The organism is Mesorhizobium sp. B2-4-18 (genome assembly GCF_006441385.1).
In the GTDB taxonomy this organism is placed as follows: Bacteria; Pseudomonadota; Alphaproteobacteria; order Rhizobiales; family Rhizobiaceae; genus Mesorhizobium; species Mesorhizobium australicum.
This window is the reverse complement of the sequence record NZ_VFUW01000001.1, coordinates 28,841-55,717: the sequence shown is the minus strand read 5'-3', so window position 1 is coordinate 55,717 and position 26,877 is coordinate 28,841. Positions and strand designations below refer to the sequence as shown.

Below are 26,877 nucleotides of genomic sequence, written 5' to 3'. Positions count from 1 at the left end.
TCGGGCGGCAAGCTATCGTTTGCGATCTTTCGCCGGAATGTCGCGACAGGTCTGAGCGAGCGCTTCGCTTCGTCCGGCATTCGCGTGCCCTAGCCACCCGATTGTCGATGAAGCCAGGGCTGCCCTGCGACGAGAAGCGGCCTCGACGGGTGGTCAACAATTTCATCGAGCTGGCACGCAAATTTTCGAGGCCGGTCGTGTAGTGCTCGTCGGCGCACTTCACGCTTGGCCAGTGTCCGACGAAAGCGGGCGACTTTCGCGCCACTGGGACCAGCCATCGGCGCGGGGCACGCTTATGAGAAAAGGACAGTCCTTTGACGATCTTCCCTTTCACCGAAGCCAGTCCGATCCAGTTCCAGGCGCCGCTGCCGAAGACGTCGGATGTGGTCATTGTCGGCGGTGGCATCATCGGCGTGACCGCGGCCTTGTTCCTGGCCCGTCGCAACATACCGGTGACCTTGCTGGAGAAGGGACGCATCGCCGCGGAGCAGTCCTCGCGCAACTGGGGCTGGATTCGCCAGCAGGGCCGCGACGCGGACGAATTGCCCATCGTCATCGAAGCGCAGCGTCTCTGGCGCCAACTGGCCGAGGAGTGCGGCGAGGACATAGGCTTGACGCAGACGGGCGTGACCTATCTTGCGCGGACCGACAAGGAGATGGCCGGTTTCGCCAAGTTCCTGAAGATCGCCGAGGCCCATGGCGTCGACACGCGCCTCCTCGACCGGGGCGAGACCGCCAAGCTGATCCCGGCCATGTCACGCCCCTTCAAGGGCGCCATGACCACGCCGTCGGACATGCGTGCCGAGCCCTGGGTCGCCGTGCCGGCGCTTGCCCGCCTGGCCGCTCGCCAGGGTGTCACAATCATCGAGAACTGTGCGGCACGCATGCTCGACATCTCCGCAGGGCGTATCAGCGGTGTCTGGACTGAGCGAGGCCGCATCGCCACCTCGAACGTGCTTGTCGCCAGCGGTGCCTGGACGTCGCTGTTCCTACGCGCGCATGGCGTCTCGATCCCGCAGCTCAGTGTCCGCACGACCGTCGCTGCGACCGCGCCTATGCCGGAAATCCATGCCGGCGCTGCCGCGGACGAACGCATCGCCTTCCGGCGTAGAAAGGACGGCGGGTACACGCTCGCGGCGGGAGGCAGCCACCTGCTCTATGTCGGGCCGGATGCACTGCGTCACGCACCGAAATACCTGCCTGCCCTGAAGGCAAATCCTTTCGGCACGCGCTACCTGCCGGCGGCGCCGCGTGCATATCCGGACAGCTGGTCCACCCCGCGCAAATGGGATGCCGACAAGGAAAGCCCGTTCGAACGCATGCGCGTTCTCAATCCTGCCCCGGAACCCAGGGCCCTTCGCGCCATCGATCATGGGTTCAAGGCGCTTTTTCCGCAATTCGAGGCGGTGCCGCTCAGGGCAAGCTGGGCCGGCATGATCGATTCGATGCCGGATGTCGTGCCTGTGGTCGATCGCGCCGCAACGGTCGATGGCCTCGTCATCGCCACCGGGATGAGCGGCCATGGCTTCGGCATAGGGCCCGGCATGGGCCGCGTCCTGTCCGACTTGATCCAGGGCAACGAGACTGGGCACAACCTTCACAGGTTCCGTCAATCCCGGTTCAGCGACGGCAGCCCTATCCGGATGGGACCATCGCTTTAGGCGAAATTGCCCTGACGCCGGTTGGGGCGGCAGGTCAGGTCGGGCGACCTGATTGTGAGCTTTCGGGAAGTTGTACATTCGGATCGGACCATCCCCATCATGCGAGCGCCGCGCTGATGGCGAGAAGCGCGGCTTGCCGACCTGCGCGATGGTCGCGGCGTCACGTCCGCACCGGCTGAGATGCCTCCGTCTCGTGCACGGGCAGCGCCGCCGCCAGCCGGTCCGCCCATTCCTCGATGCCCGACCGTGTCGACAACAAGTCCTGCCTGATCTCGACAAGCACGGCGGGGATGCCGCGATCATCGCCATGGATGGGTACGGCGTAGTCGGCATCGCGGCTGATCACATAGGGTACGTTGGCCGCGACATCGAGTGCCGCGTCGGTGCGCAGGCCCGAAAGGATCGCCGCGGCGAGATCGGCTGCATGACCATGCAGCACACCCGCATGCCAAGGCCTGGCGACACCCAGGAACACCGGTGTGAAGGAATGGATCGTCACGATCCGCGTCGGCCGGCCCTCGGCCACACGGCGATCGAGGTGCGCGGCCACCCGCTCATGGAACGGCGAAAACATGATTTCCGCGCGCCGGTCTCGTTCCGCTCCGTCGACGCCGGCATTGCCGGGAATGTCAGTGTCTTCCGACAGCACCGGAATGCTGCCCAGGCTGCCCAGTGGCCGGTTGAGATCGATCAGCAGTCGGGAATAGCCGCTGAGAAAGGCCGCTGCATCAAGCCGTGCCGATAACAGGCGCGTCACCTCCGCGGCGCCGATGTCCCATGCGATGTGGCGCTGCAGATGACTGGCATCGAGCCCGAGCCGGCGGTACTCCGCCGGCATATGGTTGGACGCATGCTCGCACAGCAGCACGATCTCGCAACGGCCATGCTCGTTGAGCACCTCGACGGCTTCGGGCCAATCTTCTTGGGGGCGCGAGCTTTTTTCGGCCTGCGCAGTCATCAATAAAGCGTCCGGTAGAGATCGCAGATGGCAGCCGGATCAAGGCCTGCCAGGCGCTCGGCTTCATGCTGCTTCAACCCGACGAAGGTCTCGATGAAGATCGGGGCGAACCATCCCGTAACGGTCTTGTCGGCCAGGAGCGCATCCAGTGCCGCCGGCAAGGTCTCGGGAAGCCGCACCAGACCGAGTTCCGCCCGTTCCGTCTCGCTCATCAGCGTCGGGTCGCCAGTGACCAGCGGCGGTGATGGCAAGTCCGCCTTCAGCCCCTCCAGCCCGGCGCGGATGATCGCCGCCAGCGACAGATAGGGATTGCCGGTGGCGTCGGCCGCCCGGTACTCGACATTATACTGCCGTGCCGGGTCGCGTCCGCCGATCGTCACCGTCGGACAGATGCGGAGCGACGCCTCGCGGTCGCGATCGGCGAGCCAGGTGTAGGACGAACTCCAGCTGTGCGGCTTAAGGCGATAGAAGGACGACACGCTCGACGCCGTCATGGCGGTCATCGCAGGCAGATGGCGCAGCACGCCGGCGCAGAAGGCGCCAGCCTTGGCGGACAGGCCTCCGGGACGCGCCGGATCGTAAGTTGCCGGCTTTCCGGCTTCGTCGACGAAGCTGAAATGGATGTGCACGCCGTTGCCGACGGCATCCGGGGCGACCTTGGGCGCGAAGCTCGCGCGCCAGCCGGCATTGCGTGCCACTTCGCGCGTGATTTCGCGGATGGCGACGGCGCGATCTGCTGCCGTGAGCGCATCGGCCGGCTCGTGCGTCACTTCGAATTGCTCACTGCCGAATTCGGCGATGACCACTTCGGGGCCGACACCTGCCTCTTCGAGTGCCGCCATCAGATTGGGGGCGAACGGGTCGGTGCGGCGCAGGGCGGCAAAGGACATCGAATGTGCCGGCGCGAAGCTGCCGCCGGCAACGTGGAATTCGTGCTCGAAGGCGGCGATGACGGAAAGGCCGGTGGCCGCCTTCAATTCCGCCAGCGCATCCCGGAGCATGGTCCGCGTGCAGCCAAGCCACGGGCTGCCATCGAGCTCGACGATGTCGCCGGCCACCATGTCGAAGGGCGTCGCCGATCCCGTCCGCTCGGTGCGGAAGCGCGCCTTGAGATCCGGGATCAGCCGAAGGTCACCGGACGAACCCCAGGGATTGGGATCGACTATCGAATTGAACGGCGTCATTGACAGATTGGCCTGCAGCCAGCCGATCCCTGTCGCGGCGGTCTTTTGCAATCTGCTTTCGACCACGAAGCGGCCCCGCGTAATGGCGGAGAGATCCGTGGTGACGACGGCGACGAGAGGCTCGACGGCAGATGTCATGCCTTTTTTCCCAGAGCGTTGAAGCGGTCGACGACGGTGTCGGTGTCCGTGACCCAGCAATAGCCGCCAAAGGCCTTCAGCGCGATGTCGTGGCGCTCCTGGGTAATGGTGGCGCAGGCATCCGATACGCAGGTGACGAGATAGCCGCGGTCGGCGCCGTCGCGCACTGTCATGTCGACGCACTGGTCGGTCAGCACGCCGACCACGACGAGATAGCGGATGCCAAGGTTTTTCAGCAGGTAGTCGACATTGGTCGAGTTGAAGATGCCCGACGAGGTTTTCGGCAGCATGATCTCGTCGCCGACCGGCCCCAGCGATGGCACTGGCAGGCCTTCGGGGAGGCTGGGCGCAACATGGATCGGTGTCAGCTTGTGGTCGAGCGAGCGGTCGCGGCCGTCTTCGGTCAGGCTCTGGATGATGGTGTGCAGCACTTCGACGCCATTGGCCCTCGCCGCCGCCAGCAGGCGCTCCTGGTTGGGGATCGTCTGCGAGCATGTCTGCCGGTAGAAATAATGATCGGGTCCGCGTTCTGGATGCGAAGGATCGGCACCCGGCTCCAACCAGATGCGTTGCATGTCGACCAGCAGCAGCGCTGTCTCGCCGGTACGAAAAGCTTCGTCTCGCTTGGGTAGGGCTTGGGTCATGCCTTCTCGTCCTGCTTTGCTGCTTTGGGTCCAGGTATCTTGCGCGGTCCTGATGTCTTGCGCATGCCGCTCCCTTCCGCATCGCTGTCGAGCGTCACCGCATTGGCGTGCCGCACTTTCTCGATCCTCTCGATGCGAGCCCGAGCGTCGTCGCCCAGCGTCGAAACGATCTGGGCCGTCAGCGCCTCCATCTGTGCGATCGCCGGCGCCAGCGTGTCATAGGGCGAGGCGACTTCGAGCGGGCTGACGATCGTGACTTCGGCAAGGTCCGATATCGGCGACAGCCATTGGTCGGTGAACAGAAGAATGCGTACATCGAGCGCGGCGGCTTGGCGCGCATAGGCCATCACGTCGAACTGGTAGCGGCGATAGTCGAAGACGACGAGCACGTCGCGACGACCGAGGTCGGCCAGCGTGTCGAACGACTGCGGAGAGAGCACGCCGAGATCGCGGACCCCGGTGCGGAACTGCACGAGATATCCAGCCAGCATCCCGGCGATGTGGCGGCTGAACCGGCCGCCGACCAGCAAGATTTCGCCCTTGGCCTCCATCAAAAGGCGGGCGGCACGCTCGTAGGTCTGGACCGGTGTCGCCGCGGTGGCTTTCTGCAGGGCCGTGGTAACGGAATCGAGATAGGCAAGCACCGCGCTGTCGCTGGAACCGCTTTGCCGCTTGGTCTCCATCATCAACAGCGGCGAATGCAGCCTGGCCTCGACCTCGGCGAGCAGCTTTGCCTGAAAGTCCGGGAACCCTTCATAGCCGAGCTTGACGACCAGCCGGACAACGGTGGGATCGCTGACGCCGGCGCGTCGCGCAAGCGACGATGCGGTACCGAGGCCCGAGGTCGGATAGTCCGTCAGCAGCAGCCTGACGATCTTCTCTTCCGACGGCGTCAGCGCCAGATCCCCGCGCATCAGAACATCGCGTATCGCCATAGGCCTCCCCTGAAATATATGCTGTGTCGAGTCTATTTCAGATATTTTAATTATGGTCAATAATGAAGAGGTATTGACATACTTTCCGAGACTGCCGACGATGATGAAGGTTTACAACCCGCATCGCCAGGGCTGACTGGTGTACCGGCAAGGAACAAATGATACCCAATCTCAACATCGTGCCGTTCGTCAGCGTCGACAATATGATGAAGCTCGTGCTCAGGATCGGCGTCGAGCGGTTCCTGGTTGAGCTCGCCGGCTATATCGAGGACGACTTCCGCCGCTGGGAGCTGTTCGACAAGACCCCGCGCGTCGCTTCGCACAGCGCCGAGGGCGTTATCGAGTTGATGCCGACCAGCGACGGCGAGGTCTATGGTTTCAAATATGTCAATGGTCATCCCAAGAACATGCGCGAGGGCCGCCAGACCGTGACTGCCTTCGGCATGCTGGCCGACGTCCACAACGGCTATCCCGTGTTGCTGTCCGAGATGACCATTCTGACCGCACTGCGCACGGCGGCCATGTCGGCCCTTGCCGCGAAGCACTTGGCGCCGGCCGAGTCCCGCTGCATGGCGCTGATAGGCAACGGCGCCCAGGCTGAGTTCCAGGCGCTGGCCTTCAAGGCACTGCTCGGCGTCGACAGGCTGCGGCTTTACGATATCGACCGTTCGGCAACACAGAAATGCATTCGCAATCTCGCCGGCCTCGGCTTCGACATGACGGCCTGCACGAGCGCGCAGGAAGCGGTTGAGGGTGCGGACATCATCACCACCGTCACCGCCGACAAGCAGTACGCCACCATCCTGACCGACAACATGATCGGCTCGGGCGTACATATCAACGCCGTTGGCGGCGACTGCCCCGGCAAGACCGAACTGCACCGCGACATCCTGCTGCGCTCCGACATTTTCGTCGAATACCCGCCGCAGACCCGCATCGAAGGCGAGATCCAGCAGCTCGCGCCGGATCATCGGGTGACTGAGCTGTGGCAGGTGGTCACCGGCGCCGTTGAGGGCCGGCGCGACGCCGGCCAGATCACGCTGTTCGATTCGGTGGGTTTCGCTATCGAGGACTTTTCGGCGTTGCGCTATGTCAGGGATCAACTGAGGTCGACCGGCCTGTACCAGGAGCTCGATATGCTCGCCGACCCCGACGAGCCACGCGACCTGTTCGGCATGCTGCTCAGAGCAGCCCAATAGCGTGGAGGTCGCGCGCCTGCTGGCGGTCCGTATCTGCGCGAATGATCGCGGTCATTGTCAGCTTGCCGGCGCGCGCGCAAAAAATTGTTCATCGCGGCGGCCTCGAAGGGCCGATCGTTTCTTTCTTGGCAATCTGGAGTCAATGAGACTTGCAGGCATTGCCGGCGGGTGTGACCGCCGAAAAGTGCACGCCTGTCCAACAGTCCTGGTTTGCGGACGATAACATCCGCACAAAGCCGGGAAAGGAGCCTGATATGCCCAGAATAGTACCCGTGCTCGACTTGAGCCGCTTTGAACAAGGCGCGTCGGAACGCCGGACATTTCTGGCGGATCTGCGTTCCGCGTCGCGCGACATCGGCTTTTTCTACCTGGCCGGACATGGCATTTCGTGGGCGGAAATCAGTGAAGTGCTCACCGCGTCGCGCCGCTTCTTTGCCTTGGCCGAGGCCGACAAGCTCGCGATCGAAATGGTGGAATCCCCGCAGTTCCGTGGCTATACCCGCGCCGGCGGCGAGCTGACCAAGGGCAAGGCCGATTGGCGCGAACAGCTCGACATCGGCGTCGAGCGTCAGCCCATAGCGCAAGGGCCAGGAATTCCCGCCTGGACCCGGCTGCAGGGGCCGAACCAGTGGCCCGCTGCGTTGCCGGAACTCAAACCCGCCCTGCTGGCATGGCAGGCCAAGGCAACAGCAGTGGCCATCAGGCTGTTAAAAGCCTTCGCGCTGTCGCTCGATCAAGCCGAGGACGCTTTCGACCCGATCTACCGCGAGCAGCCAAACCACCGCATGAAAATCGTGCGCTATCCCGGCCGAGAGGCGACCGGCGATGACCAGGGTGTCGGCGCGCACAAGGATGGCGGTTTCCTGACGCTGTTGCTTCAGGATGACAATAAGGGGTTGCAGGTCGACTATGACGGAAGCTGGGTGGATGTGGACCCCATTCCCGGTACGCTCGTCGTCAACATCGGCGAATTGCTCGAACTGGCCTCAAACGGCTATTTGCGGGCGACCGTGCATCGTGTCGTGACGCCGGCGGCCGGCATTGAACGCATTTCGGTGCCGTTCTTCTTCAGCGCCAGGCTCAATGCGACGATACCGCTGCTTAGCCTTTCCGAGGATCTGGCGGCGCAGGCGCGCGGGCCGGCCAGCGATCCGGACAATCCGCTGTTTCGTGATGTCGGAACCAATGTGCTGAAAAGCCGGCTGCGCTCGCATCCCGACGTCGCTCGGCGCCACTATGCGGATCTGCTCGAACCGGAAAGCCGGGCCGGCTGAATCTTGGACAAGAAAGAACGGGATTTTGCCGTTCGGACCGATTCTTAGAAAATCATTCGTCGTATCCCTCGGGGAATCGGCTCAAAAAGGAACAACCGTTCGGTGTTTTCCTCCCATTTCACTGAGCGGTGTTCCCCTCTGAAGGTTATGACCTTCTTTTTTTGGCCGGGCCGTTTCGCGCCCGGCCATTTTTCTTTTCGCCCTGCGTGTTGCCGGTGCGGCGCCGATCCGGCAGAGTTCAACACGCGCCGACCGTTGCAATCACTGGAAGAGGAGAGGGTCTCATGACATCCAACGTCGCCGTGATTGCCGGAGCGGGCTCCGGATTGAGCGCCTCGCTCGCGCGTCTTCTCGCCAGGGAAGGGTTCCATGTCGTCCTGGCCGCCCGAAACATCGAGAAGCTCGATGCCTTGCAAGCGCAAGCCGGCGCGCAAGCCGTGGCGACGGATGTCTCGGATCCGGCATCGGTCGAGCATCTGTTCGATATCGCGGACAAGGCTGGCCCGCTTTCCCTCGTGATTTTCAACGCCGGTGGCCGCGCTCGCGGTCCAATAGCCGAACTCGATCCCGAGGCTGTCCGACAGGCTTTGCTGGTCGGGGCCTATGGCGGGTTCCTGGTAGCTCAGCAAGCGGCCCGCCGGCTGATCGCTCAAGGGGCGGGGTCGATCCTCTTCACCGGAGCGACAGCAAGTGTGAAGGGGTTCGCCGGCTCCGCCGGCTTTGCGATGCCCAAATTCGGATTGCGCGGGCTGGCGCAATCCATGGCCCGCGAACTGGCGCCCAAAAACATCCACGTTGCGCATTTCATCATCGACGGCGCCATTGCTTCGGCCGCTTCCGGACAGGAGCCCGGGCCGCAGGATCGCCGGCTGTCTCCGGATGCGATCGCAGAGGCCTATCTCGCCATCCACCGCCAGCACCGCAGCGCCTGGACCTGGGAAATGGAACTCAGGCCGTGGATTGAAAATTTCTGACTGGATCAGCGATCCATGCGACTTTTGCATGGCTCGTCTGCACGGGCCTTGAGGAGAGTCGACATCGGATGTGGATGTCACTATATAGCGGCGGCTTCGCGGGCTCACGCCTTGAAGCGCAACGTCATAGGCGGCTGTAGCGACAGCCAGTGAGATTAAGAAGCGGACTGGAAGCCGTAAAAGGTAGAAGCAATTGCTCGGAGCGGGAAGACCCCGCCAACGGTACAGTCCTTCAGAATCAGAAAATGTTCTTCACCCCTCGATTTCCTTCGGCTCTGTGGACCCTGGACGGCTTCGGCTTGCCGGCTGGCCGCGACTCGGCTCGAATGGGAACATGCATCCTTCGCGGGATGCCGACGCTTATGATTACCAACCGGCTTTGCCGCCAGGGAACAGCAGTATGAGTGAACACGCGATCGAGTTCTTGCGGGGATGGATCGGCGAAAAGGTCCATTGCCAGTCCCACGCCAGGATCGAGAAGCAGGCCGAGACGTTGGCCCGCGAATGCGCCGCCAAGGCGGCCGAGGTCGGCATACCGCTGGAGGACATCCAGGAGGAAGTCGGCGACATCCAGGAATTGATCGCTTCCCGGCTCGAGGAAGCGGCCGAGGCCGACGAAAACCAGCAGGCCTCAAGCAAAGCCGCGGAATAACTGTGTCAAACCTGTTCGAAACGCGCGGGCTTCGGCCCGCGTTTTCGTCTCAGCCATTCCTCTCAGCCAAACTTTTCTTCCAGCCACGCCTTTGGCAGCGCCGGCACGAAATTGCCGTCGCGCCCGGTCATGTCGTCATTGGCGATAAGAGCGTTGAGGATGGATTCCTCCACCGTCTGAATCACCGCATCGAAGAACGGGTCGATGTCTGTATCGGGGATGAAATCGGCGCTGGCGATGCGGCCGGACAGCCCCAGCGCCGCGGCGGGATTGGCCGTCGAGAAGGCGAGGAAGATATCGCCCGAACTGTGATAGCCGAAGCCGCCCGTCAAGGCGACGCCGAGCGGCACACGGCGCGCCAATCGCTTCATCTGATGCGGCAGGAAAGGCGCGTCGGTCGCGATGACGGCGATGATTGAGCCCTTTTCCGCGCGCGACGTGGCTTCGCGGATCGCCGGTTCGGTGAGTTCGGGCTCGGCGCGCAGGCCGCGAATGGTGAAATTATGCCGCTTGCCGAAATTCGACTGCACGAAGGCGCCGACCGTGTAGGTGCGCCCCTGCCATGCGACGATGCGCGAGGCCGTGCCGGACCCTGCCTTGAAGCCGAAGGTGATCATGCCGGTGCCGCCGCCGACGCTGCCTTCCTCGACCGGTCCGCCGGCGGCGCCGTCAAGGGCTTCGGCGACGTGCTCCGACGTTAGATGGTGGCCGTTGATGTCGTTGAGAAATCCGTCATAAGTCTCCGCCGCCACCGGCAGCCCCCATGCGCTGTCGATCGCGGCCGGCAGCACCCGGTTCATCCAGCGCAGCGTGCCGTCACGCGAAACACCGCAGGAATGCGTGTTGGTGATGGTGATCGGGAAGTTGAAGGCGCCGGTTTCCTCGATGATGTGCGAGCCGCTCATCTCGCCATTGCCGTTCTGGCTGAAAATGCCGGCGAAGACCGGGGTGGCCAATTCGGAGCGCGGCCTCGGCAGGATTGCGGTCACGCCGGTGCGCACCGGCCCCTTGCCGACGATAAGCGGACCATCGCCCGATATCAGCGTCGCATAGCCTACAGCGACGCCGGGCACGTCGGTGATCGCGTTGAACGGCCCGGGCGTTCCGTCGAAGCCGATAGCGAAGCTTCGCGCGCGCGGCTTGCCGGACGGCGTTGCCAGATGGTGCGGATTGTCGATCATGCTCTTAGAACAAGGATCCCTGATTGCCGGGTTCCTTTGCCTTTGCCGCCGGTCTGGCCACGGACTTTGGCCGCGCCGCGCCACTGGTTGCCACCGCATCCGCCGTGCCATCGGCGAACTCCAGCGACAGCGCCATCCCCGACACCACGTCGGCGGCCTGCTTAATGACCGCGCCGTCGGCATCCTTCACCAGCGCGAAGCCGCGCGCCAGGACGGCCTTGTGCGAAAGCGTCGCCATCAGCCGGTCGGCCTGGACGATGCGGCCGCGCAACCGCTCCAGCCTGAGCAGCATCGCCTGGCCGCCGCGTCTCGTCAAAGCCGTCAGAAGATCCCTCTGCACACGTTGGCGCCGGGCTGTCGGCTCGATGGTGATGCGGCCCTGCAGCAAAGCCAATTGCTGCCTGTGCCGCTGCAGCGATGCCTTGGCGCATTTTGGCAACTGATCCGCGGCACGATTGAGCTCCGCGCGCCGGCTTCTGGCCAAAGTGCGCAGCGCCCCTTGCGCCCGCAAAAGGCTACGGTCGTTGGTGCGCCGCGCTTCGGCAATCCGCTGCGACAGCATTGCCGGCGTCAATTTTACAGCGAAGAATCGCGCCCGCTTGCGCTCGGTCGAAACCATCAGGCCACGACCGAGCCTCGATGTCGCCTCGTCCAGGCGCCGGCGCGGCAGCGCCAGCAATTGATCGGGCGAGGGCAGCGCACGCGCCGCCGCACGGGCTGCCTGCCGCTTGCGTTCGAAATTGCGCAAGACGGCAGCCTTGAGCCGCGCGCCGAGGCTGGCCAGCGTCGCTTCGAGGTCAGCCTTCACCGGCACGGCGATTTCGGCCGCGCCCGTCGGTGTCGGCGCCCGCACATCCGCGACAAGGTCGATCAGCGTCCAGTCGGTTTCGTGGCCGACAGCCGAAATCACCGGAATGCCCGAGGCGGCGACCGCGCGGGCGAGTGCCTCGTCGTTGAAGCCCCACAGATCTTCCAGGCTGCCGCCGCCGCGCGCCACGATCAGCAGATCGGGGCGCTGAATGGGGCTGTCCCATGCCAGCGCGTTGAAACCGGTGACGGCACTGGTCACTTCCGCACTCGCCGTGTCACCTTGAACCCGCACGGGCCAGACCAGCACATGCAGTGGAAAGCGGTCCTTGATGCGATGGATGATGTCGCGGATGACCGAGCCGGTCGGCGAGGTGACCACGCCGATGACGCGTGGCATGAACTGCAGCCGGCGTTTGCGCACCGCATCGAAAAGCCCCTCCGCCTGCAGCCGGCGTTTGCGCTCCTCCAGCAGCGCCATCAGCGCCCCGGCGCCGGCCGGCTCGAGATTGTCGATGACGATCTGGTAATTGGACTTGCCGGGATAGGTGGTGAGCTTGCCGGTGGCGATCACCTCCATCCCTTCCTCGGGACGAAATTTCAGCCGGCTCATCGTGCCTTTCCAGACCACGGCGTCGAGCCGCGCACGGTCGTCCTTGAGCGCGAAATAAGCATGGCCGGAGGAATGCGGCCCACGATAACCTGAGATTTCGCCGCGCACCCGCACATTGCCGAAGACGTCCTCGACCGTGCGCTTCAGCGCGCCTGATATTTCGCTCACCGTGTATTCGGTGGCGTTGGTGCGTGATTCGGATGCTGCTTCGCTCATCGGTCGATTGGGGGCCGGTTGGACGCCGACGTCAAGGCGGCCGTGTCAGGCCCGATATTCATGACCCGGTTTTTACCAGCCCGGCAGGATCTGGCTCGGCTTGCTTCGCTTCATCTTGGCGAAGGCGAGGGCCGCGAAATCGAACGTTCCCGTCTCCTCGCCGAGCGGCACCGAGATGTTGTCCAGGCTTTCCGAGATGTGGCGGGCAAGCGCATCGACGATCTCCGGCCGCGAGGTCTGGCCGCGCATGATGCCGATGCGGCAGTCGGGCAGGGCGCCGAAGCCGTCCGCCTCGCCCAGCACCCGCATGCCGGGCCTGAGCGCGCATTCCGGCAGCACCGAGATCGCCAGCCCCGACAGCACGGCGGCGGTGATCACGGTCGCTGAGAAACTGGTGAACAGGATGCGGTAGTCGCGGTTCTGCTGGTCCAACACGTCGACCGCGGCGCGCCTCCAGATGCAGTTCGGCCGGCCGAAGGCCATCGGCAGCGTCTCCTGTTCATGTGTCGCATGGTTGGCCGAGGAGACCCAGAGCAGCGGTTCACGCCGCACCACCTCCGACTGGCCGCGCACATCATTGTGCGTCACCAGCGCTAGGTCGAGATTGCCGCGCTTGATGTGCTCGACCAGCCCCGGCGTCGGTTCGCAGATGACGGTCAGTTCGACGCGCGGATTGGAGCGCGTGAACCGTGCCATGATCTCGGGCAGGAAACGGTCCGCATAATCGTCAGGCGTGCCGATGCGGATCGTGCCTTCGAGCCTCTGGTCATCGAAGGCTGCGAGCGTTTCGCGGTTGAGATAGAGCAATCGCCTTGCGTAGGAGAGCAGTTTGTCGCCTTCCTCCGTCAGCCTGTTCGAGCGCCCCTCCTTCTCGAACAGCGGCTTGCCGATCCGCTCCTCCAGCCGCCGCATCTGCATCGACACCGCCGACTGGGTGCGGTGCACTTCTTCCGCAGCGCGGGTGAAGCTGCCGGTATCGGCAATCGAGATGAAGGTCTGCAATTGATCGAGATCGAGCGGCGCTTTCATCGGTCCAATCCATCACTACTGTTGATATTAAAGATTAGAAACATTCGTTGGATTAATCAATCGGTCGATGGCAAATTGGCATTGTCCAAGTGAAAGCCATGCATGTCGCCCAAAAGTGGACACCGGTTTTGAGACGACGACATGCATTTCTAAAATTGTATTTGAGACCGGAACGGCCGCTGTCGCCAGCGCCGATCGTCGGGTTTCGTCCGTTCGAGTCTGAAGGAGACCGATATGACCACGATCGATTTCGCCACCGAGACCTCGCGCATCACCTCGCGTCCGGCTGTTGCGACGCGCGTGGCCAACATTGTCTCCAACACCTACCGCGCCTGGAAAAACCGCCGCGCCTTCTACCGCCTTGGCGAGATGTCGGATGCAGAACTCGCCGATATCGGCCTCACGCGCGCCGACCTGCATGTTGCAATCGACGTGTCGTTTGGCCGTGACCCGACGGCAATCCTGCGTGAGATCGCCAGCGATCGCGTGGAAACGATCGAGGAAATCGCCCGCAAGGTGGCCTGATTGGTTCAGCTTCGGTTGCGTTGAACCCTTTCACGGTTCAGCGCGACCAAGGTTCTGCAGGCTCCCCACTCCCTGCCGGTTCCCCGCCGGCCTGCCTGCACGCTGCCCGGTCCTCCCAAGGACCGGGCTTTTCCTTTAAGGTTTACCGAAGGCCGGGCGACTACCGCCGGTCCATGTCCCGCTTGAACTGGTCGAAGATCGTTTCCACGCCCTTCTGGTATTCGTCGCGCTGCTGGGCTCCGGTCTGGAACATCTTGCCGAAAATGTCGTCGAACGGGTTCCGTGGCCGTCCGCTCGGATTGGCTTGGGGCTGTGGTGCTTGGCGCTGCTGCGGTTGCGGCGCTTGAGGTTGCGGCGCCGGCTGCCCGCCGGGCATCCCGAGGGCGCCGCCTCCACCTTGCCGCAGCATCTCCTCGAAGATTTTCCCCAGCGGGTTGTCGCCGTAGGGGCTCTGTGTCTGCTGGGGCTGGGGCCGGCTTTGTGGTTGCTGCGGCGCGCCGCCACCGAACATGTCCTGCAGCACCTTGCCGAGCGGATTGTCGCCATAAGGATTGGGCGCCGGCTGCGGCTGGCTTTGCGGCTGCGGTGAGCCGCCGCCGAACATGTCCTGCAAGACCTTGCCGAGCGGGTTGTCCATGGGGTTCTGAGGCGGTGGCGCCTGGCGCTGTTGCGGCGCTGGCGCCTGCATGCCGCCTTGCCGCATCATCTGCTCGATGATCTCGCCCAGTGGATTGTTGCCGCCGCCGCCAAGACCAGCCGCTGCCTGCATCTGGTTTGTCGTCTGCTTGAACAGTCCGCCCATTACCATCGAGGCGATAGCAGGCAGCATCTGCTGCAAGATCTGCTGGCTGACGCCGCTCGCCTGCGCGGCCTGGCTGGCCACGGCGCGCGACAGGTCTTTCGAACCGAACAGATGTCCCAGAATGCCGTTGCCCTCGTCGACGCCTTGCGGCGAGAAGGCGCGCGTGGCGTCCTCGAAATATTTGGCGTGCTGGCCGCTTGCCATCGCCGTCATGAAGGCGCCGAGCCCATAGGGATCGGCGGTGTTGCGTTGCAACCCTTGTGAAAAGGCTGGCAGCAGTGCGGCGACCGCCGCCTGCGTCTGCTGCAGCGAAAGCCCGTATTGCTGGGCAAGCGCCTGCATGCCGTTGCCGTTCTGGCCTGCGCCAGCATGTCGAACAAGGTAGGCATCGGCTTCTCCTCCGGGAAATCCTCGAAAGAGAGCCTAATTCGTTTCAGCGCCCGATTGAAGTTACTTTTGCCACCCGCCATGGCTCGCGGTTAATAGGCATACTCCATGAACACCGGCTCGATCGAGCCGCCCCAGCGCGTGTGGTAGGCCGACAGCATCTCCTCCGCACTGGTGGTGCCGCGCGCCACGACCTCGTCGAGCGTGTTGAGGAACGAGGTTTCGTCGTAGCCGTCACGGTTCTTCTTGCCGCGGTTCTTCAACCCCGTGCGCGAAATGGCCATGACGTCGCGGGCGACCTCGCGCAACGTCGTGTTGCGGAAGGGCGCGGCAATGCCGAGCTCCGGCACGGCGTTGCGCATGGCCAGGACTTCCTTGTAGGTCCAGCTCGACGTCAACGCCTCGGCCGCGTCGAGTGCCACCTCGTCGTAGAGCAGCCCGACCCAGAAGGCCGGCAGCGCGCAGATGCGCCGCCAGGGACCGCCATCGGCGCCGCGCATTTCAAGGAAACGCTTGAGCCGCACGTCCGGGAACAGCGTCGACAGATGGTTCGCCCAGTCGCCCATCGTCGGCAGCCCGTCCGGCACTTCATTGCGCGCGGCCCCGGCCATGAACTGGCGGAAGGTGATATGCGTCATGTCGTGATAACGGCCATCGCGAATGACGAAATACATCGGCACGTCGAGTGCCCATTCGACATAGTCGGCGAAACCGAAATCGGGCGAGAAGCAGAATTCGAGCAGGCCCGAGCGCTGGTTGTCGGTGTCGCGCCAGATGTCGCCGCGCCAGCTCTGCAGCCCGTTCGGCCGGCTGTCGGTGAAGGGCGAGTTGGCGAACAGTGCGGTCGACAGCGGCTGCAGCTTCAGCGACACCTGCATCTTGCGGCGCATGTCGGCCTCGCTCTCGAAGTCGAGGTTCACCTGGATCGTGCAGGTGCGGTACATCATGTCGAGGCCCTTGGTGCCGACCTTGGGCATGTAGCGCGTCATGATCTCATAGCGCGACTTCGGCATTTTCGGTGTCTCGGCCAACGACCATTTCGGGCTGCCGCCGAGGCCGAGGAAGCGGATGCCCATCGGCTCGGCGATCTCGCGCACCTGCGCCAGATGGGCGTTGCCCTCGCGGCAGGTCTGGTGGATCGTCTCCAGCGGCGCGCCGGAAAGCTCGAACTGGCCGCCGGGCTCGAGCGAAATTGCCCCCTGGCCCGTCGGTTCGACCAAGCCGATGATGCGGCCGTCATCCATGATCGGATCCCAGCCAAGCTTGTTCTGCATGCCTTCAAGGATGGCGCGGATGCCGCGCTCACCACCATAGGGCACCGGTGCGTTGCCATCGACATAGAACGGGAATTTCTCGTGCTCGGTGCCGATGCGCCATTTTTCGCGCGGCTTGTTGCCTTCGGCCAGGTGCTCGACAAGCTCGTCTATGCCTTCGATGGGCCGGAAATCGGTTGTGTCGCGCGCCATTCTCAAGCCCTCAAAGGCGGTTGGACCACCGCCGGCGCTAAATGGACGAAATGTCAGTAGCCGATCAAGCGAAAAATCCTGAGCCACAGGTCAAGAGGAATTGAAGGCCACGCCCAGCAAACACCTCTTGCAAGAGACAGAGCACTACCAGTCGCCGATCGTTGCCTGCATCACCGCAAGCGCTGCCACGGCCGCCGTGTCGGCACGCAGGATACGCGGTCCGAGCGGAATGGCGGTCACGAAGGGGAGCGCCCGCAGCATCTTGCGCTCCTCGTCGGAAAAGCCCCCCTCGGGCCCGACCAGCAGGGCGAGCTTCTTCTCCTTCATCGTCTGCAAGGCGGGCAGCGGATTGTTGGTCGAGGCGTCCTCGTCGCAGAAGATCAACCGGCGTTCCTTGTCCCAGCCGGTCAGCAGGCGCTCGAATTTTTCCGCCTCGCGAACCTCCGGCACCGCCAGGATGCCGCATTGTTCGGCGGCCTCGACGACATTGGCGCGCAGGCGATCGATCGACGGCTTGGCCATCTGCGTGTGCTGGGTGATGACCGGCTGCAGGACGCCGGCGCCCATCTCGACCGCCTTCTGCACGAGATAATCCAGCCGGCCCTGCTTCAGCGGTGCGAAGCAATAGATCAGGTCAGGCAAAGGCGGCTGCGGCCTTTGCAGCGCCAGTACTTTCAGCCGCACCGAGCGCTTCGATTTCGCTGATATCGCGGCCGACCACTCGCCGTCGCGGCCATTGAAGACAAGGATCTCGGCGCCTTCGGCGAGCCGCAGCACATGCAGGAGATAATGGCTCTGCTGCTGGCCGGGTTCGACCTCGATGTCCGGTCCGAGGTCGTCGGGCACGAACAGACGTTGCATCTTGTAGTTGGCGCGCATGGCCGAGGAATGGGCGAGGCGGCCGCCGGCGTCAAGCCTTGGCGGAGGGATGCCACACAGGCTGAAAGCCGTGACGCAGGATGGCAACCGTCGTTTCCGGGGTCAGCAGCACCAGCGTCTCGTCCTCGAACCGACCCAGGCTGGTAGGCGGGCCGTATCCGGCAAAAGACCACGGCAACGCCTTGCCGTGGCACAAGGCGTAGGTGCTGCCGCCGGTTGCGATCATCGCGCCGTCGGGGAGGCGGGCAAGCGCGTCCATCGCGACGGCAGGCCGTTTGCCACCCGACGCCAACCGTTCCTTGTGCAGCCGTTTGTCCACCTGCGGCGCGCGCGGCTCGGCAATGACGAAGGCTTGGCCGAAGCGCCTGACAAAATCCCTGGCTCGTTCGCGCTGGCAAAAGAAGCAGGGACGATGCCCGGCGGCGAGCGCCGTCACCTCGTCGAGGAAGAACAGTTCGGTCCAGCCGGCCTTGCCATCGGCCCGGTTGCGGCCCATCGGCTCGCGCCGCACATTGCGGAATTGGCACACGCAGATGATCCAGGCCTGAAGCGCCCAGCGCTTTTTCAGGAGCGTCTTTGTCGCGGGGTCGTGGATGATGCCGCGATTGCCGGTGAACAGGCCGCGCTCCGGCACGGCATGAATGGCGCCGAACGGATCGACCCGGTTCTGCAGTGGCATGGTTTTCTCCTGGGATACGCATCTTGGCTGCGATACTGGCGGCATGATATCGCTGGTTTCCTCGTTTTCATGTCAGCAGGGTTTGCCATGCGGGTGCTGGTCGTCCAGAACTTCGACAATACCGGCCTTGGCCAGGTTGGCGCGGCGCTCGCGGAAGCGGGTGCCGATCTCGATGTGCGCCTTCCCTACAAGGGTGATGCGCTGCCACGGGACGCAACCGGCCATGATGCCATGGTGGTGCTCGGCGGTGGCCAGAATGCACTGGACGACGAAGACTATCCCTATTTCCCGGCGCTGCTGGAACTGACCCGCGATTTTGCCGGCAAGGACCGCGCAGTGCTCGGCATCTGTCTCGGGGGTCAACTCGTCGCCCGCGCCTTTGGCGGCGAAAACCGCATTGGCGGCGCCAATGAATTCGGCTGGCGCGGCGTGTCGTTGACCCCGGATGCCAAGGCCGACCCAGTGCTGTCTGCACTGCCGGAAACATTCCCGATCTTCCAGTGGCATGACGATACATTCGAGCTGCCGGACGACGCCGTGCGGCTCGCCGGCAACGATGTCGCCGAAAACCAGGCGTTTCGGGTCGGCCGCGCCGTCTACGGCTTCCAGTTCCATTTCGAGGCCGACCGGCCGCTGGTGAAGGACTGGAGTTCCTCCTTCGCGCCGACCATTGCCGCGCGCCATCCCGACTGGGCCGGCGAGCTCAAGGACGAAATGGCCCGCAACGGCCCTGATGCCGATGCTGCCGGCCTCGCCATCGCCCGCGCCTGGGTGGCGACGATCTAAGCATTCGCTTCCGCGTCCTACCGCGTGACATAATTGGCACGTGGGCCGGAATCCGTCTGGGGAAAACCCTTTCATCCTTGGCTTGTGTCCGCCCGCTATCCTAGAAGGCGCGCGCTATATCGGCTGTGCAACCGGGATGAACCTTTTGTGTGACCCGTGCGACACACCATCGATACAGAACACGCCTAGAAGCGCGAAATCGTCGAAACTTTGAAGCGATTTTTCCGTTTCAACGCATTGGTAACCGCCTCGTGCACAGATGCAGAAAGCTCAACAAGAGATGACGTCCGTGAAAGCAGCTCTTCTGTCCTTTGCCATGCTGTCCGCCATCGTGCTTTGCGGCCTTGGCATCTATGCCGCCGATGCCGCCAACAACCACAATGCGGTCGACGGCTACGGCGTCACCGCCTCCCTGCGCTAAAGCCCAGGCATCGCTCGCGCGAGTATCCCTCGCGCCAGTATCCTCGCGTCCTTGGGCGCCGGGGCCTCAAGGTTCCTTTATCGACATTTCCAGGATGCGTTTGTCCGCGCCGTCCACGACGAGCGCGGTAAGCTTGCCTGACTGCCAGGCAAGCGTGTCGACATTGACGCGGTTGGCCATCACTTCCGCCTCGGGGACCGGCGTGTGGCCATGCACCACGATCTTCGGGAGGAGACCGGTGTGATCGTGGAAGACGTCACGGATCCAGATCAGGTCCTGGATATTCTGTTTCTCCAGCGCAATGCCTGGCCTTATGCCGGCATGGCAGAAGAAGAAGTCGCCTGACGTCACCGAGAACGGCAGCGACCGCAGGAAGTCGATATGGCTTTGCGGCACGGCTGCGAGCAAGGCTTGGTGGCCCTTGCGCATGGCTGACTCGGCCTTGCCGAACCAAATGCCGCTGCCGTTGTTGATCGTCACCCCATAGGATTGCGCGGTCTGGATGCCGCCAAAACGGAGGAAGAGCCCTTCGGGGTCGGGTGTCTCGAGAAAGTCGAGAAAGCCGAGGTCGTGGTTGCCGGCCAGCATCATGTTTCGCTGATCGCGTTCGCGCGCTTCGATCAGGAAGTCGATGACGCCCTTGGAGTCGGGCCCTCGATCGACATAGTCGCCAAGATGGATGATGCGCCAGTCCGCGACCAGGTCCCTGGCGATCTCGGCCTCGATCTGTCCGTGCATGGCGGCCAGCAGGTCGAGCCGGCCATGCACGTCGCCGATCGCGTAGAGACGCACGCCGTCCGGCCCGCGTGCGTCGAGGAAATGGATGCCGGGTTCCGCCAAGGTTTTGGTATCTCCGTGGTCAGATGTCATGGCCTAGCGCCGGAGTTGGTCCTTGCCCATGTCGGTGACCAGACGCTTTCCGCACAGCGCCAGCGTGATGTCCATCTCCTTACGGATGATTTCCAACGCCTTGGTAACCCCTTCCTTGCCGAGCGCGCCCAGGCCGTAAAGAAACGGCCGGCCGATATAAGTGCCCTTGGCGCCCAGGCAGAGTGCTTTCAACACATCCTGGCCGGAGCGGATGCCGCCGTCCATATGCACTTCTATTCTGTCGCCGACCGCATCCGCGATCTCTTCCAGCGCCATGATGGAGGACGATGCGCCGTCGAGTTGGCGGCCGCCATGATTGGAAACGATGATGGCATCGGCGCCGGTGTTGGCTGCCATCAGCGCGTCCTCCTTGTCGAGGATGCCCTTGAGGATCAGTTTGCCGCCCCAGCGCTCCTTGATCCAGGCGACGTCCTTCCACGACAGGTGCGGATCGAACTGTTCGGTCGTCCATGACGACAACGAAGCCACATCGCCGACGCCCTTGGCATGGCCGACGATGTTACGGAAGGTACGGCGCTTCGTGCCAGCCATGCCCATCCACCAGCCAGGCCGCACAGCGATGTTGGCGATGTTGGCGAGCGTCATCTTGGGCGGCGCCGAAAGCCCATTGCGGACGTCCTTGTGGCGCTGGCCGAGGACCTGCAGGTCGAGCGTCAGCACCAGCGCCGAGCACTTCGCCGCCTTCGCCCGGTCGATCAAGTTGAGGACGAAATCCTTGTCGCGCAGCACATAGAGCTGGAACCAGAACGGTTTCTTCGTCACCGACGCGACATCCTCGATCGAGCAGATGCTCATCGTCGAAAGCGTGAACGGCACGCCGAATTCCTCAGCCGCCTGCGCTGCCAGCATCTCGCCGTCGGCGTGCTGCATGCCGGTCAGGCCTGTCGGCGCAAGCGCCACCGGCATCGACACTTTCTGGCCGATCATGGTCGATTCCAGCGAGCGGTTGCTCATGTCGACCAGCACGCGCTGGCGGAACTTGATCTTCTGGAAGTCTTCCTCGTTTGCCCGGTAGGTGCTCTCGGTCCAGGCGCCGGAGTCGGCATAGTCGAAGAACATCTTGGGCACGCGCCGGCGCGCGAGATCCTTGAGGTCTGCGATGGTGAGAATGTCGCTCATGATGGTCCCCGCTTGATCAAATTGACTAGGAGCGGCTGCGCGCTGGTTCGCTGCCGCCGGTTTCCGAGCGCTGCCTTAGCCTCAGCCGCGACACGCGTTGCCAGTCGCCGCTGCGCTCGGCTTCCGCCATCGAGCGCTCGACATAGGTCATGTGGTCCATCGCCGCCTGGCGGGCGGCGGCCGGATCGCCAGCCCTGACCGCGGTGTGGATCGCCCGGTGCTGCGCCAGCAGCGCCTCTCGCGCGCCCGGCACGGTGAACACCAGCAGCCGGTTCTGGAACACGCCTTCCGATAAGAGGCGGTAGCAGGAGCGCAGCGTGTGCAAGAGCAGGATGTTGTGCGCGCATTCGCAGATCGCATGGTGGAATTCAACGTCGATTTCCGCCTCGTCGTCGAAGTCGCCGGTGCGATGCGCCTCATCCATGCGCGCCATGATGCGGTCGAGCAGGGCGAGGTCGTCGGGTGTGGCGCGCCGTGCCGCGTATTCGGCGGCTATGCCCTCGACCTCGCGGCGATACTCCAGATAGTCCGTCACCGCCTTGCGATGCGTCGAGATCAGGTCCGCCACCGGCTTGGTAAACAACTGGCCGATAATATCGGCGACATGCGTGCCGCCGCCGGCCTTGGTCGTCAGCAACCCACGTCCTTCGAGCGCCTTCAGCGCATCGCGCAGGATGGGCCGTGACACATCGAACTGACGCGCCAGTTCGCGCTCGCCCGGCAGCCGGTCGCCAGTGCGCAGCACGCCTTCGAGGATGAGGCTTTCGATCTGCTGCACGACTTCGTCGGCGGTGCGCGAATGCTCAATCCTGGAGAAAATATCGCTCAAAGGAAGCGCCTGGGGACGGAATGAATGTCGCGCAGATTAAAGCGTCTGTCGCCAACTGGTCAAATTATTTATCCAATTCGCCTGGTTCGGTCGATTTTCGCATCGCGCCGGCACGTCGCCTCGCGCTAAACTTTGCTGTTTACGTCCCTTGTCGATTGCCGCAAGACGGCACCATTGCACGAAGGGTCGAAACCAGGGGGACCAGACGTGTCGGACGAGACGTCCAATCTTGAATTCCAGTCGCGCAGCCAAGGCAGCGTCATGGGCTTTCCGGCGCATGAAGGCCGGCCCGGCGCGCTCGGCGAGGTTCATGCCCGTCCGCATCCACTCGTCGAGAAGCCGCGCGTCCTCGTCCAGCTCTCCTTCATGACCGAAGGAGGCTCCGCGGTCGACCATGCCGTGCTTTCGGAACTGTCGCGCCGCCTCGGCATCGCCGCCCCCGAGCGTCATGCCCGCCACCACGCCATGAAATGGGGCAAGGGCACGCTGCGCTGGGAGCGGCATACGGAGTTCTCGACCTATCTCTGGGAAGGACCGCTGGCCGAGAATGGCCGGGGGCAAGAGGATTCGCCGTTCGGCAATGGCTTTTCGCCGCCGGGAACCGTCATCTCGGGCATCCGGCTCGAAATCCGCAAGTGGACGCAGGCGAACGAGAGGCTGATCGCCGGCTTCGACCCGACCAGCCTCTGTCACTCGCTCGTCGAGCGCGGCAGCGCGGCTATTGTCACCGACTTCCGCCAGGACGGCGATGGCATGACCCGCATGCTGGTGCTTGATCGTGGTCTGACCCCGGCCAGCACCGGCGCGCTGTCGCAGCGGCTGATCGACATCGAGACCTACCGTACGCTTGCCATGCTCGGCTTGCCGCTGGCGCTCACCTTGTCCAGCCGCGCCCGCCGCATCGAGGATCGCTTGGCACAGACGACCCTGGAAATGAAAGTTGCCGAGACCCGCGACAGCCAGACGCTGCTCGCCGACCTGACGGAGCTTGCCGCCGAACTGGAGGCTGATGCCGCTTCCAGCCTTTACCGCTTCGGCGCCAGTCGCGCTTATGACGGCATCGTCACTGAAAGGCTCGAGGCACTGGATGAGGAGCCAGTGCTGGGCTACGACACCTGGGCGGGCTTTCTGCTGCGCCGCATGGCGCCAGCCATGCGCACCTGCCGCTCGGTCGAGGAGCGCCAGGCCAACCTGTCGCGAAAGCTGACCCGTGCCACCACGCTGTTGCGCACCTGGGTCGATGTCGAGGTCGAGAAGCAGAACCGCGATCTGCTCGCCTCGATGAACAACCGCGCCCGGCTGCAACTGCGCCTGCAGCAGACCGTCGAAGGGCTCTCGGTCGCCGCCGTCTCCTACTATGTGGTGGGCCTCATCGGCTATGTCGCCAAGGGCGCGTCGGTCTTTGGCCACGCCTTCGCGCCGGAGGTCGTTACCGCCGCATCGGTGCCGGTCGCCATCCTGCTGGTCTGGTGGGGCGTGCGCAGGGTGCGACAGATGCATTCCGAGCCGGCGAAGCATCCGGCCGAATAGATCGCGCCAAGCTCCGAAGCGGGATGGATTGTGCAGCGGCAGATTGCCGCTGCGGAAGCCTTGCCTGCATCCGCCCCCGATACCATCAAAGCAAGATTTGCAACAAATGCCGCTAGCTGGTAAATCATTTTTACCAGTTGAGTGGAGAAAGCGCCGATGTCCGGCCTTGCCATGCCCAAGCCAGACGCCGAGACGCTGCGCCGGCGCAGCGAAATCGTCGCCGACATGCGCATTATTGTGCCGGGCGAGGGCGTGGTCGACGCGGCCAACGAAATGCGGGCCTTCGAAAGCGATGGCCTGACCGCCTACCGGCAAGTGCCGCTGGTCGTGGTTCTGCCCGAGACGGTGGCGCAGGTTTCCCGTCTGCTGAAATACTGCAACGACCGCAACATCCGCGTCGTGCCGCGGGGATCCGGCACTTCGCTGTCGGGCGGTGCGCTGCCGCTGGAAGACGCGGTTCTGCTGGTCATGAGCCGATTCAACCGCATCCTCGAGATCGATTTTCCCAACCGCATCGTCGTCGCCCAGCCCGGCGTCACCAATCTCGGCATCACGTCCGCCGTCGAGCAGGAGGGCTTTTATTACGCCCCCGATCCATCCTCCCAGATCGCCTGCTCGATCGGCGGCAACGTCGCGGAGAATTCCGGCGGCGTGCACTGCCTCAAATACGGCCTGACCGCCAACAATGTGCTCGGTATCGAGATGGTGCTGATGAGCGGCGAGGTGGTGCGGCTCGGCGGCAGGCATCTGGACGCGGAAGGCTACGACCTGCTCGGCGTCATGACCGGCTCCGAAGGCCTGCTCGGCGTCGTCACCGAGGTCACCGTGCGCATCCTGAAAAAGCCGGAGACGGCGCGCGCCCTGCTGATCGGCTTTCCGACCAGCGAGCAGGGCGGCCAATGCGTGGCCGACATCATCGGCGCCGGCATCATTCCGGGCGGCATGGAAATGATGGACCGGCCGGCGATCCATGCGGCGGAAGATTTCGTCCATGCCGGTTATCCCCTTGACGTCGAGGCGCTGCTGATCGTCGAACTCGACGGGCCGGGCGTCGAGGTCGACCATCTCATTACGGCGGTCGAGGCAATCGCCATTCGCAACGGCTCGACCACCTGCCGCATCTCGCAGTCCGAGCAGGAGCGGCTGAGTTTTTGGGCCGGCCGCAAGGCGGCCTTCCCCGCCGTTGGCCGCATCTCGCCCGACTACTACTGCATGGACGGCACGATCCCACGCAAGGAGCTGCCGCGCGTGCTGGCCGGCATGCGCGAGCTGTCGGAAAAATACGGTCTCGGAGTCGCCAATGTCTTTCACGCCGGCGACGGCAATCTGCATCCCCTGATCCTTTATGACGCCAACGTGCCTGGTGAACTCGACAAGGCCGAAAGCTTTGGCGCTGACATTCTGAGGCTTTGCGTCAAGGTCGGTGGCGTGCTCACCGGCGAACATGGCGTCGGGGTCGAGAAGCGCGACCTGATGCCGGAGATGTTCAACCAGGTCGACCTCGACCAGCAAATGCGCGTCAAGTGCGCCTTCGATCCCAATCATCTGCTCAATCCCGGAAAGGTGTTCCCGCAACTGCGCCGCTGCGCCGAACTGGGGCGCATGCATGTGCATCGGGGGCAGGTGGCGTTTCCCGATATTCCGAGGTTTTGAGGGACATGTTGTCGCTTGAACACCCCCCTCTGTCCTGCCGGACATCTCCCCCGCAAGGGGGGAGATTAGCAGTTCCGGCATCTCGCCGTTCAACAGACATTGGATGTTGGCGAAATCCGATGCGGCATCTGATCTCCCCCCTTGCGGGGGAGATGTCCGGCAGGACAGAGGGGGGTGTGAAGAAACGCGACCTATCACTTCTCGCCCGCTTTGCGGGGCAGAGGAAGGGCACGCGTGCATGACCGCCTTCACCCCCACCACTTCAGCCGAAGTCCTCTCCACGGTTGCCTGGGCGACGGCAGAAGAAGCATCGCTCGAAATTCTCGGCCATGGCTCCAAGCGCGGCATCGGCCGTCCGTTGCAGACCGAGCATACGCTCGACCTGTCGAAACTCTCGGGCGTGACCCTCTATGAACGCGCAGAACTGGTGCTGTCGGCCAAGTCAGGCACGCCGCTGGCCGAGATCGAAAGGCTGCTGGCTGAAAACGGCCAGCAGCTTGCCTTCGAGCCGATGGACTACGGCCCACTGCTCGGTGGCGAGCCGGGCAAAGGCACCATCGGCGGCGTGCTTGGCGCCAACCTGTCCGGTCCGCGCCGGCTGAAGGCGGGCGCCGCGCGCGATCATATCCTGGGCATCAATGTCGTCTCCGGTCGCGGCGAGGCCTTCAAGTCGGGTGGCCGCGTGGTCAAGAACGTCACCGGCTACGATATGTCGAAGCTGATGGCCAACAGCTGGGGCACGCTGGCCGTCTTTACCGACGTCACCTTCAAGGTGCTGCCTGCGGCCGAGACCGAAGTCACGCTCGCTGTGCGTGGCCTGCTCGATGATGCAGCCTGCGCCGCCATGGCCTTGGCCCTTGGTTCCAGCGCGGAAGTATCGAGCGCTGCCCATCTGCCGGAGCGCATCGCCGCCCGCGTGGCCGGCGGGACGCTCGGCAGTGAAGCCGCCACGCTGCTGCGCGTCGAGGGCTTTGGCCCGTCGGTTGCCTATCGCATCACCGCGCTGAAGACCCTGCTCGGCAAAGCCGGGCCGCTGGAGGAGATTTCCGGTGAGACCTCCAAGGCAATCTGGCGCGACGTGCGCGATATCAGACCCTTCGTTGACGGCAGCGAGAAGCCGGTCTGGCGGGTCTCGATGACGCCCGCTCAGGGGCACCAGATGGTTCTGGCCCTACGCATGCAGGCCGCCGTCAGTGCCTTCTACGACTGGCAGGGCGGGCTGGTGTGGCTGCGCATGGAGGAGGGCGATCCCGAAGCCACCCTGCTTCGAGGGCTGTTGCGGAAACATGGCGGCGGCCACGCGACGTTGGTGCGCGCCGCTCCCGCCCATCGTGTCGCGCTGCCAGTGTTCGAGCCGCAGGCGCCGGCATTGGCGGCGCTCAGCCAGCGCCTGAAACAGGAATTCGACCCGAAGAACATCCTCAATCCCGGCCGCATGGCCTAGG

At 63.9% G+C, this 26,877-nt stretch carries 24 protein-coding genes and 1 pseudogene; 11 read left to right on the top strand and 14 right to left on the bottom strand.

Annotated elements, in window-relative coordinates:
- Positions 1–314: 314 nt before the first annotated feature.
- Positions 315–1,661 (top strand): FAD-binding oxidoreductase, encoded by a 1,347-nt coding sequence (locus tag FJ527_RS00265; protein ID WP_140821129.1) that lies wholly within the window; start codon positions 315–317, stop codon positions 1,659–1,661.
- A gap of 160 nt (positions 1,662–1,821) precedes the next feature.
- Here FJ527_RS00265 and FJ527_RS00260 read toward each other — a convergent pair whose 3' ends face one another.
- From FJ527_RS00260 to FJ527_RS00245, 4 genes are read right to left on the bottom strand one after another with little or no spacing between them, the layout of a single operon-like run.
- Positions 1,822–2,619 carry an N-formylglutamate amidohydrolase gene (locus FJ527_RS00260; protein ID WP_140821127.1) on the bottom strand — a complete coding sequence of 266 codons (798 nt, stop codon included), beginning with the start codon at positions 2,617–2,619 and terminating at the stop codon, positions 1,822–1,824.
- Positions 2,619–3,941: a glutamine synthetase gene (locus FJ527_RS00255; protein ID WP_140821125.1), complete on the bottom strand. Its 1,323-nt coding sequence runs from the start codon at positions 3,939–3,941 to the stop codon at positions 2,619–2,621. The genes FJ527_RS00260 and FJ527_RS00255 overlap by 1 nt, the downstream gene beginning before the upstream one ends.
- A complete protein-coding gene (locus FJ527_RS00250; RefSeq protein ID WP_015316481.1) occupies positions 3,938–4,585 on the bottom strand; it encodes an isochorismatase family cysteine hydrolase in 648 nt (215 codons plus the stop codon). Before FJ527_RS00250 ends, FJ527_RS00255 begins: the two co-directional genes overlap by 4 nt.
- The gene (locus FJ527_RS00245; RefSeq protein WP_140715566.1) at positions 4,582–5,520 is read right to left on the bottom strand and encodes a MurR/RpiR family transcriptional regulator; all 939 of its coding nucleotides are present in this window, start codon (positions 5,518–5,520) and stop codon (positions 4,582–4,584) included. The genes FJ527_RS00250 and FJ527_RS00245 overlap by 4 nt, the downstream gene beginning before the upstream one ends.
- Before the next feature lie 158 nt (positions 5,521–5,678).
- Here FJ527_RS00245 and FJ527_RS00240 point away from each other — a divergent pair, with 158 nt between their 5' ends.
- The 4 genes from FJ527_RS00240 to FJ527_RS00225 all read left to right on the top strand — a co-directional run bounded on the left by FJ527_RS00240 (position 5,679) and on the right by FJ527_RS00225 (position 9,619).
- On the top strand, positions 5,679–6,719 hold the full coding sequence (locus FJ527_RS00240; RefSeq protein ID WP_140821123.1) for an ornithine cyclodeaminase: 1,041 nt from the start codon (positions 5,679–5,681) through the stop codon (positions 6,717–6,719).
- 254 nt (positions 6,720–6,973) lie between these two features.
- Positions 6,974–7,993, top strand: a complete 1,020-nt coding sequence (locus tag FJ527_RS00235) for an isopenicillin N synthase family oxygenase (RefSeq protein WP_140821711.1) — start codon at positions 6,974–6,976, stop codon at positions 7,991–7,993.
- A 284-nt stretch (positions 7,994–8,277) separates the two neighbouring features.
- Entirely contained in the window at positions 8,278–8,967 is a 690-nt protein-coding gene (locus tag FJ527_RS00230; protein ID WP_140821121.1) for an SDR family NAD(P)-dependent oxidoreductase, read from the top strand.
- 400 nt (positions 8,968–9,367) lie between these two features.
- Positions 9,368–9,619, top strand: a complete 252-nt coding sequence (locus tag FJ527_RS00225) for a DUF768 domain-containing protein (RefSeq protein WP_015316487.1) — start codon at positions 9,368–9,370, stop codon at positions 9,617–9,619.
- A 62-nt stretch (positions 9,620–9,681) separates the two neighbouring features.
- Here FJ527_RS00225 and FJ527_RS00220 read toward each other — a convergent pair whose 3' ends face one another.
- The 3 genes from FJ527_RS00220 to FJ527_RS00210 form a co-directional block, all read right to left on the bottom strand.
- Entirely contained in the window at positions 9,682–10,800 is a 1,119-nt protein-coding gene (locus tag FJ527_RS00220; protein WP_140821119.1) for a P1 family peptidase, read from the bottom strand.
- Between the two features lie 4 nt (positions 10,801–10,804).
- On the bottom strand, positions 10,805–12,436 hold the full coding sequence (gene xseA / locus FJ527_RS00215) for an exodeoxyribonuclease VII large subunit (RefSeq protein ID WP_140821118.1): 1,632 nt from the start codon (positions 12,434–12,436) through the stop codon (positions 10,805–10,807).
- Between the two features lie 72 nt (positions 12,437–12,508).
- The gene (locus FJ527_RS00210; RefSeq protein WP_015316490.1) at positions 12,509–13,465 is read right to left on the bottom strand and encodes a LysR substrate-binding domain-containing protein; all 957 of its coding nucleotides are present in this window, start codon (positions 13,463–13,465) and stop codon (positions 12,509–12,511) included.
- A gap of 234 nt (positions 13,466–13,699) precedes the next feature.
- Here FJ527_RS00210 and FJ527_RS00205 point away from each other — a divergent pair, with 234 nt between their 5' ends.
- Positions 13,700–13,990: a DUF1127 domain-containing protein gene (locus tag FJ527_RS00205; protein WP_140725632.1), complete on the top strand. Its 291-nt coding sequence runs from the start codon at positions 13,700–13,702 to the stop codon at positions 13,988–13,990.
- A 160-nt stretch (positions 13,991–14,150) separates the two neighbouring features.
- On the opposite strand, the pseudogene FJ527_RS00200 reads toward FJ527_RS00205, so the two are convergent.
- The 4 genes and pseudogenes from FJ527_RS00200 to FJ527_RS00185 all read right to left on the bottom strand — a co-directional run bounded on the left by FJ527_RS00200 (position 14,151) and on the right by FJ527_RS00185 (position 18,203).
- Positions 14,151–15,181 (bottom strand): annotated as a pseudogene (locus FJ527_RS00200) (DUF937 domain-containing protein).
- A 90-nt stretch (positions 15,182–15,271) separates the two neighbouring features.
- On the bottom strand, positions 15,272–16,645 hold the full coding sequence (locus FJ527_RS00195; RefSeq protein ID WP_140660864.1) for a glutamate--cysteine ligase: 1,374 nt from the start codon (positions 16,643–16,645) through the stop codon (positions 15,272–15,274).
- A gap of 144 nt (positions 16,646–16,789) precedes the next feature.
- A complete protein-coding gene (locus FJ527_RS00190; protein WP_140821707.1) occupies positions 16,790–17,524 on the bottom strand; it encodes a 16S rRNA (uracil(1498)-N(3))-methyltransferase in 735 nt (244 codons plus the stop codon).
- Between the two features lie 31 nt (positions 17,525–17,555).
- Positions 17,556–18,203, bottom strand: coding sequence for a hypothetical protein (locus FJ527_RS00185; RefSeq protein WP_015316495.1), 648 nt, complete (start codon positions 18,201–18,203; stop codon positions 17,556–17,558).
- Between the two features lie 87 nt (positions 18,204–18,290).
- On the opposite strand from FJ527_RS00185, the gene FJ527_RS00180 reads away from it, so the two are divergent.
- The gene (locus FJ527_RS00180; RefSeq protein WP_140821709.1) at positions 18,291–18,989 is read left to right on the top strand and encodes a type 1 glutamine amidotransferase; all 699 of its coding nucleotides are present in this window, start codon (positions 18,291–18,293) and stop codon (positions 18,987–18,989) included.
- Positions 18,990–19,278: 289 nt separating this feature from the next.
- Positions 19,279–19,410 carry a hypothetical protein gene (locus tag FJ527_RS29775; protein WP_013893872.1) on the top strand — a complete coding sequence of 44 codons (132 nt, stop codon included), beginning with the start codon at positions 19,279–19,281 and terminating at the stop codon, positions 19,408–19,410.
- A gap of 66 nt (positions 19,411–19,476) precedes the next feature.
- Here the strand turns inward: FJ527_RS29775 and FJ527_RS00170 are convergent, their stop codons facing one another.
- The 3 genes from FJ527_RS00170 to FJ527_RS00160 are packed head-to-tail and all read right to left on the bottom strand — an operon-like array spanning position 19,477 to position 22,249.
- Positions 19,477–20,250: a metallophosphoesterase gene (locus FJ527_RS00170; protein ID WP_140821705.1), complete on the bottom strand. Its 774-nt coding sequence runs from the start codon at positions 20,248–20,250 to the stop codon at positions 19,477–19,479.
- 33 nt (positions 20,251–20,283) lie between these two features.
- The gene (locus tag FJ527_RS00165) at positions 20,284–21,420 is read right to left on the bottom strand and encodes an alpha-hydroxy acid oxidase (RefSeq protein WP_015316498.1); all 1,137 of its coding nucleotides are present in this window, start codon (positions 21,418–21,420) and stop codon (positions 20,284–20,286) included.
- Between the two features lie 25 nt (positions 21,421–21,445).
- On the bottom strand, positions 21,446–22,249 hold the full coding sequence (locus FJ527_RS00160) for an FCD domain-containing protein (protein WP_140821117.1): 804 nt from the start codon (positions 22,247–22,249) through the stop codon (positions 21,446–21,448).
- A gap of 207 nt (positions 22,250–22,456) precedes the next feature.
- Between FJ527_RS00160 and FJ527_RS00155 the strand changes: the two genes are divergently transcribed.
- From FJ527_RS00155 to FJ527_RS00140, 3 genes are all read left to right on the top strand, one after another.
- Positions 22,457–23,779 (top strand): DUF3422 family protein, encoded by a 1,323-nt coding sequence (locus FJ527_RS00155; RefSeq protein ID WP_140821116.1) that lies wholly within the window; start codon positions 22,457–22,459, stop codon positions 23,777–23,779.
- Between the two features lie 156 nt (positions 23,780–23,935).
- Complete coding sequence (locus FJ527_RS00150; RefSeq protein ID WP_140792918.1) at positions 23,936–25,432, top strand: FAD-linked oxidase C-terminal domain-containing protein; 1,497 nt, start codon at positions 23,936–23,938, stop codon at positions 25,430–25,432.
- A gap of 238 nt (positions 25,433–25,670) precedes the next feature.
- Positions 25,671–26,876, top strand: coding sequence for an FAD-binding protein (locus FJ527_RS00140; RefSeq protein WP_140792916.1), 1,206 nt, complete (start codon positions 25,671–25,673; stop codon positions 26,874–26,876).
- The last annotated feature ends 1 nt before the right edge of the window (position 26,877 follow it).